7 protein-coding genes are annotated in these 5,288 nt (G+C 73.5%); 4 read left to right on the top strand and 3 right to left on the bottom strand.

What is annotated here, in order from left to right:
• Nucleotides 1-258 precede the first annotated feature (258 nt).
• Nucleotides 259-798 (bottom strand): CGNR zinc finger domain-containing protein, encoded by a 540-nt coding sequence (locus E1293_RS44265; RefSeq protein ID WP_132205718.1) that lies wholly within the window; start codon nucleotides 796-798, stop codon nucleotides 259-261.
• A 123-nt stretch (nucleotides 799-921) separates the two neighbouring features.
• On the opposite strand from E1293_RS44265, the gene E1293_RS44260 reads away from it, so the two are divergent.
• Both E1293_RS44260 and E1293_RS44255 read left to right on the top strand, forming a co-directional pair.
• Complete coding sequence (locus tag E1293_RS44260) at nucleotides 922-1,176, top strand: hypothetical protein (RefSeq protein ID WP_132205716.1); 255 nt, start codon at nucleotides 922-924, stop codon at nucleotides 1,174-1,176.
• Nucleotides 1,173-1,526 (top strand): VOC family protein, encoded by a 354-nt coding sequence (locus E1293_RS44255; RefSeq protein WP_132205714.1) that lies wholly within the window; start codon nucleotides 1,173-1,175, stop codon nucleotides 1,524-1,526. The genes E1293_RS44260 and E1293_RS44255 overlap by 4 nt, the downstream gene beginning before the upstream one ends.
• Here E1293_RS44255 and E1293_RS44250 read toward each other — a convergent pair.
• Nucleotides 1,513-2,904: an aminotransferase-like domain-containing protein gene (locus E1293_RS44250; RefSeq protein ID WP_132205712.1), complete on the bottom strand. Its 1,392-nt coding sequence runs from the start codon at nucleotides 2,902-2,904 to the stop codon at nucleotides 1,513-1,515. The genes E1293_RS44255 and E1293_RS44250 overlap by 14 nt on opposite strands.
• Here E1293_RS44250 and E1293_RS44245 point away from each other — a divergent pair.
• Together E1293_RS44245 and E1293_RS44240 are read left to right on the top strand one after the other, a co-directional pair.
• A complete protein-coding gene (locus E1293_RS44245) occupies nucleotides 2,903-3,916 on the top strand; it encodes a DMT family transporter (RefSeq protein WP_132205710.1) in 1,014 nt (337 codons plus the stop codon). The genes E1293_RS44250 and E1293_RS44245 overlap by 2 nt on opposite strands.
• Complete coding sequence (locus tag E1293_RS44240; RefSeq protein ID WP_132205708.1) at nucleotides 3,891-4,916, top strand: hypothetical protein; 1,026 nt, start codon at nucleotides 3,891-3,893, stop codon at nucleotides 4,914-4,916. Before E1293_RS44245 ends, E1293_RS44240 begins: the two co-directional genes overlap by 26 nt.
• A gap of 15 nt (nucleotides 4,917-4,931) precedes the next feature.
• Here E1293_RS44240 and E1293_RS48250 read toward each other — a convergent pair whose 3' ends face one another.
• Nucleotides 4,932-5,105 (bottom strand): hypothetical protein, encoded by a 174-nt coding sequence (locus E1293_RS48250; protein WP_165978683.1) that lies wholly within the window; start codon nucleotides 5,103-5,105, stop codon nucleotides 4,932-4,934.
• Nucleotides 5,106-5,288: the final 183 nt, after the last annotated feature.

Genomic DNA, 5,288 nt, shown 5'->3' with positions numbered 1-5,288 from the left:
CCCTAGAGCCCCCGGACCATCGCCCGATCACCGCCGCCGCGGACCCTGGCCCCAACTCAACGGACCCGCTGACCCCAGCCACCACCGCAACCACGCAACAGCCCAAAGCCGCGCGATCGCGTCCGAAGGCAGGTTTCGAGCGTGCGAGAAACCTGATCGCGCAGCGAGCCGCAAGGCGAGCCGGAGCGATGCAGCGATCGCACCGCATTTCTCGGCGATGGAGGGCCCTCTAGGGCCCGAAGGAGGAGAGAAATGCAATCAAACGCGGCGCCGTTCCCGGTAGGAGCGGGTCTTGGTGCGGTTGCCGCAGGTGCTCATGGAGCACCAGGCGCGGGAGCGGTTCTTGGACGTGTCGAGGAACGCCCAGCGGCAGGTGCCCTCCTGGCAGACCTTCAGGCGGGGCCAGGTGCCGGCGGCCGCGGTCTCCATGATCGCGGCGGCGACGCGGGCGAGGCCGGCGGGTGCGCCGGGCGGGTCGAGCGGGACGAGCACGGGGCGTTCGCCGGTGAGCGCGACCCGCAGCGGGAGGGCGGCCAGGGCGTCCTCCAGGGCGGCGGGGAGATCGGCGGTCTGCGGGCCGTGGTGGGCGGACATGGCCTCGCGCAGGCCCTCGCGCAGCGCGATCGCCGCGCGGAGATCGGCATCGCCGGCCCGTGCGCCGCCGGGGGCGAGCCCGCGTCCGGCCAGCCAGCCGGCGAGATCGTCCGGCGTCGTGAGCCCGTCGGTGGCGGAGTCGATGTTGAGCGTGTTGACGAAGTCCGTCAGCAGCAGCGCTGGGTCGTCATCCGTGCCGGCCATCGCCCCTCCTGCCTCTCGCGGGCAACTGTACCAAGTCGCGACACCAGTATAGAGGTTTTGGTGGTTGCGGTACTGCGACACCGGCGTTATGGTTTAGCTGGTGTCAACGAACGGGAGGACGACATGAACCAGCTGCCGTACCTGGCGACGCTCGCCACGCGGCACGCCTGGGCCGAGCGTGAGTACGCGCGACTCCACGCGGACCTCGTCGAGGCGACGCTCATCGCGCGCGTCCGGTCGGCGGAGCGCGCCGCGCAGAGGCGGGCCTGGGTCCGCGACCGGTTCAGCGAGCTGCGTCCAGTGCGCCGCCGTCAGCCGGTCCCGTACTGCGCGCGGGCAGCGGCGCACACCGCTCGGACCGCGGGGGGCGTGCGATGACCCCGAAAGTGGGCCACATCGTCGTCGACTGCGCCGACCTCGAAACGATGGCGGCGTTCTGGGGCGGCCTGCTCGGCATGAAGTCGGCCGAGTCCGACGACCACTGGCTCGACCTCGAACCGCTGGGGACCGGTGGGCCGGTCCTGTCGTTCCAGCGCGTCCCCGAGGCCAAGAAGACCAAGAACAGGCTTCACCTGGACCTGGAGGTCCCCGACATCCACCGGGCCGGCGAGCGCGCGGCGAACCTCGGCGCGATCCCGGCCGCCGGCCCCATGGGCGACCCGGCGTCCCCCTTCCAGGTCTGGCACGACCCGGAGGGCAACGAGTTCTGCTTCGTCACCGCCGCATGACCGCGGCCAGGCGGCGCACGCCCTCGGCCAGCTCCGGCTCCGAGGCCGCCGTCCCGTAGCTGATCCGCAGGTACGGGGCGGGCGCCTCGGCGGGGAAGAAGGGCCGCCCCGCGCTGACCAGGACGCCGGCGCGCAGGGCGGCCTCGGCGAGCGCCGTGTCGTCCACCCCGTCCGGCAGGCGGGCCCACAGGTGGAAGCCGCCGTCCGGACGGTTCACGCGCAGCTCCGGCAGCTCGCGGGCGAACGCGGCGACAAGCGCGTCGCGGCGCGACCGGAGGGCGGCCCGGACCGTCCGCAGATGCCGCGGCCAGCCGGGCGAGCTGACCAGCTCCAGCAGCGTCTCCTGCAGCGGCCTGGCCGGGAAGAACTCCTCGACCAGCTGCGTCGCCCGGATCCGCGCCGCGACCGGCCCGCGGGCGATCACCGCCGCCATCCGCAGGCTGGGCGCGGTCGCCTTGGTGAGGGACGCGATGTGCACGACCCGCCCGTCGGTGTCCTGCGCGACCAGCGGCGGCGGGGGCGCGCCGATGCCGAGGTGCCGCGCGAAGTCGTCCTCGACCACGAACGCGCCCGCCGCCCGCGCCACGTCCAGGACCCGCTCGCGCCGCTCGGCGCTCAGCACGGCGCCGGTCGGGTTGTGGAAGGCGGGCTGGACGTAGAGGACGCGCGCCCCGCTCAGCGCGAACGCCTCGGCCAGCAGGTCGGGGCGGACGCCGTCCGCGTCCACCGGGACGGGCACCGGATGCAGCCCGCTCGCCCGCGCCACCGCGAGGACGCCCAGGTACGTCGGCGACTCGACCAGCACTGGCGCGCCGGGCGGGAGCAGCGCCCGCAGGACGGTCGTGAGGGACTGCTGCCCGCCGCTCGTGATCACGACGTCGGCGGGGGAGACCGCGCCGCCGACCGTGCGGGCGAACCAGGCGCGCAGCTCCGGCACGCCGCCGAGCGGCGGCATCTCCCACGCGTCCGGCCGCCGGGCGGCCCGCGCCGCCGCCGTCGCGAGCGCCCGCGCCGGCTGCAGCACCGGATGCAGGTAGCCGCCGCTCAGCGCGACCACTCCCTCCGGCGCCGGGGTGAGCAGCCACGCCACCCCCGACGGGTCGACGGCGCGGTCGCCGAGCGTCACCGCCTGCCAGCCGAAGTCGGCCGGCTCCGGGGCGGCCGCGCGGCGCTCCGCGGCGAACGCCCCGCTGCCCGGCCGCGTCACGACCAGTCCCTCGGCCGCGAGCAGCCCAAGCGCCCGGGACACCGTGACCGGGCTGACCCGGTGCCGCTCGACCATCGCCCGGCTCGACGGCAGCCGCTCCCCGGCGCTCATCCGGCGGACGTCCGCGCGCAGCGCGTCGGCCAGCGCCGCCACACTGCTATCGTTCTTCATGAGAGCACAAGATAGCGCTATCGTCAGCACCCCGATAGCGGCCCCCGCCTCCCGGTCCGGCCTGCCGCTCGCCGCGCTCGGCGTCCTGACCTACTCCTTCACCCTGCCGGGAACGGTCTTCGCGCTCGACGGGCTCGACCCCTACCTGATCGGCGTCGGCCGCTCCGCCGCCGCGGCCGTCCTCGCCGCCGTCGCACTGCTATCCGTGCGAGCCCGCCCGCCGCACCGCGGTCAGTGGGCGGGGTTCGCGGTCGTCGTCGCCGGGGTGGTCTTCGGGTTCCCCGTGCTCTCCACGCTCGCGCTCGACCACGGCGCATCGTCCGCCCACTCGGCCGTCGTGGTCGGGCTGCTGCCCGCCGTCACGGCCGTGTTCGGTGTGCTGCGGGCGGGGGAGCGGCCGTCCCGCGCGTTCTGGCTCGCGAGCGCGGCGGGCGCCGCCTGCGTCACCGGGTTCGCGCTGATCCGCGGCGCCGGCCGCGTCACGGCCGCGGACCTGCTCCTGTTCGCCGCCCTTCTCGCCGCCGCGGCCGGCTACACCGAAGGCGCGCGGCTGACCCGCGGCATGCCCGGCTGGCGCGTCATCTCCTGGGCGACGATCCTGGCCGCGCCGATCACCGTCCCGGTCACCGGGTGGCTCCTCGCGACGACCCACCCCGCCTGGACCGGACGCGCCGCGCTCGGCTTCGGCTACGTCGCCGCCTTCTCCGCCTACCTCGGCTTCTTCGCCTGGTACGAGGGCCTCGCGCGGGCCGGGATCGCCCGCGCCAGCCAGGTCCAGCTCACCCAGCCGGTGCTGACGCTGCTCTGGTCCGGCCTCCTGCTCGCCGAGCCGGTCGACGCCACGACCGCCCTCGCGGCCGTCGCCGTGCTGGTCTGCGTGGCCCTCACCCAGCGCACCCGCGTCCGGCGGCCCTTGCGCGATGTGACAGATTCCCGCACGATGGGAGAGAAAGCGTCACAACGCGGTGACTTCCGAGGAGCCCTGCATGACCGACAAGCTGACCATTCCTGAGGGCGGGTTCTGGCCCGCCCCGGAGATCCCCCAGCCGAACATCTACCCGATGGAGTGGCGGGTCGAGACCGACAAGCTCGCCGCCATCTACGAGAAGTCCAAGCGCACGGTCTGGAACCCCGCCGACCTGCCCTGGGACGAGCTGCGCCCCGAGGACTTCACGCCGGAGCAGCGGCTCGGGATCATGTACTGGTTCGCGGTCCTCGCCAACTTCGACGCCTCCGGCCCGGCCGTCTTCGCCCGCGCGACCATCCACGCGTTCGAGCAGCACGAGGAGGACCCGGTCCGCAAGTGCTTCTTCTCGATCACGCGGGACGAGATGAACCACGAGGAGTGCTGCCAGCGCGCCATCGCCAAGATGTGGCCCGGCGGCCCCCTCGACTGGCGCCCCGAGACCGACCTGGAGAAGGCCGCGCACAACAACATCGGCTGGCTCTACCACAACGGCGGCCGCTACTGGGCGGGCTATAGCACCGCCGTCCGCAAGTACTCGCTCGCGGTCCTGTTCACGAGCTTCATGATGGGCGAGATGGCGGCGTCCACCCTGTTCCGCGGCATGGCCACCGGCACGCGGCACCCGGTGTTCGGCGAGATGTTCAAGAAGATCGGCCGGGACGAGTCGCGCCACCTGCAGATCTGCATGACCATCCTGGAGAACGAGTGGCCCGGCCTCACCGACGACGTCAAGGGCCAGATCACCAAGCAGCTCCGCGCCGGCTTCGTCTTCCTCTCCATGATCCTGTGGGAGCCGCCGGACGGCTTCTGGGACCTGCCGCCCTACTTCCTCGCCAACCACCGCGTCCTGATGAGCCACGCCCGCGACGCCGGGCTCGGCGTCCTGTCCTTCGACGAGCAGGCCGAGAACTGGCGGGTCGCCATCGCCCGCGTCCGCGCCATCGTCGAACGCTGGGGCATCGAGTTCCCCGCCATCCCCGAACTCGACATCGAGGGCGTGGACGTCTCCGACATAGACCCAGAGGACATCATCCCCGTCTTCTGACCCGGCGGGCGGTGGTCAGTCCTTGACTATCTGGGCGAGGAGGGTGATCACGGCCACGCCTACGCCTATGGGGATCGCCAAGGGCGGGACGGCGGCGGCGAGGACCGCGGCGCCGATCGCGGCGATGATGATCACTAGGGCGCGGGTGCTGATGAGGGGGCGGGGTTCGCCCTGGTCGGGTACTCGCATGCAGGACCTCCATCCGTTCTGGACGTAAGGACCGGGCGGCTCCCCATCGAGACCACGGGCCGACACCACTGAGCCGCCGCGTGAGCACAGGGTTCCCCCGCCGCCGGCGGCCGAGCCGCGCGGCGCGCGGGCCCGTCCCAATAATGATCGTTTCGTGGCCGCGGCGTGGGGCGGGCGAGGGGG

Origin of the sequence: Actinomadura darangshiensis (genome assembly GCF_004349235.1) — a bacterium.
Taxonomy (GTDB): Bacteria; Actinomycetota; Actinomycetes; order Streptosporangiales; family Streptosporangiaceae; genus Spirillospora; species Spirillospora darangshiensis.
Note: the sequence above shows the minus strand (reverse complement) of the source record. Positions and strands in the feature narration are given on the sequence as shown.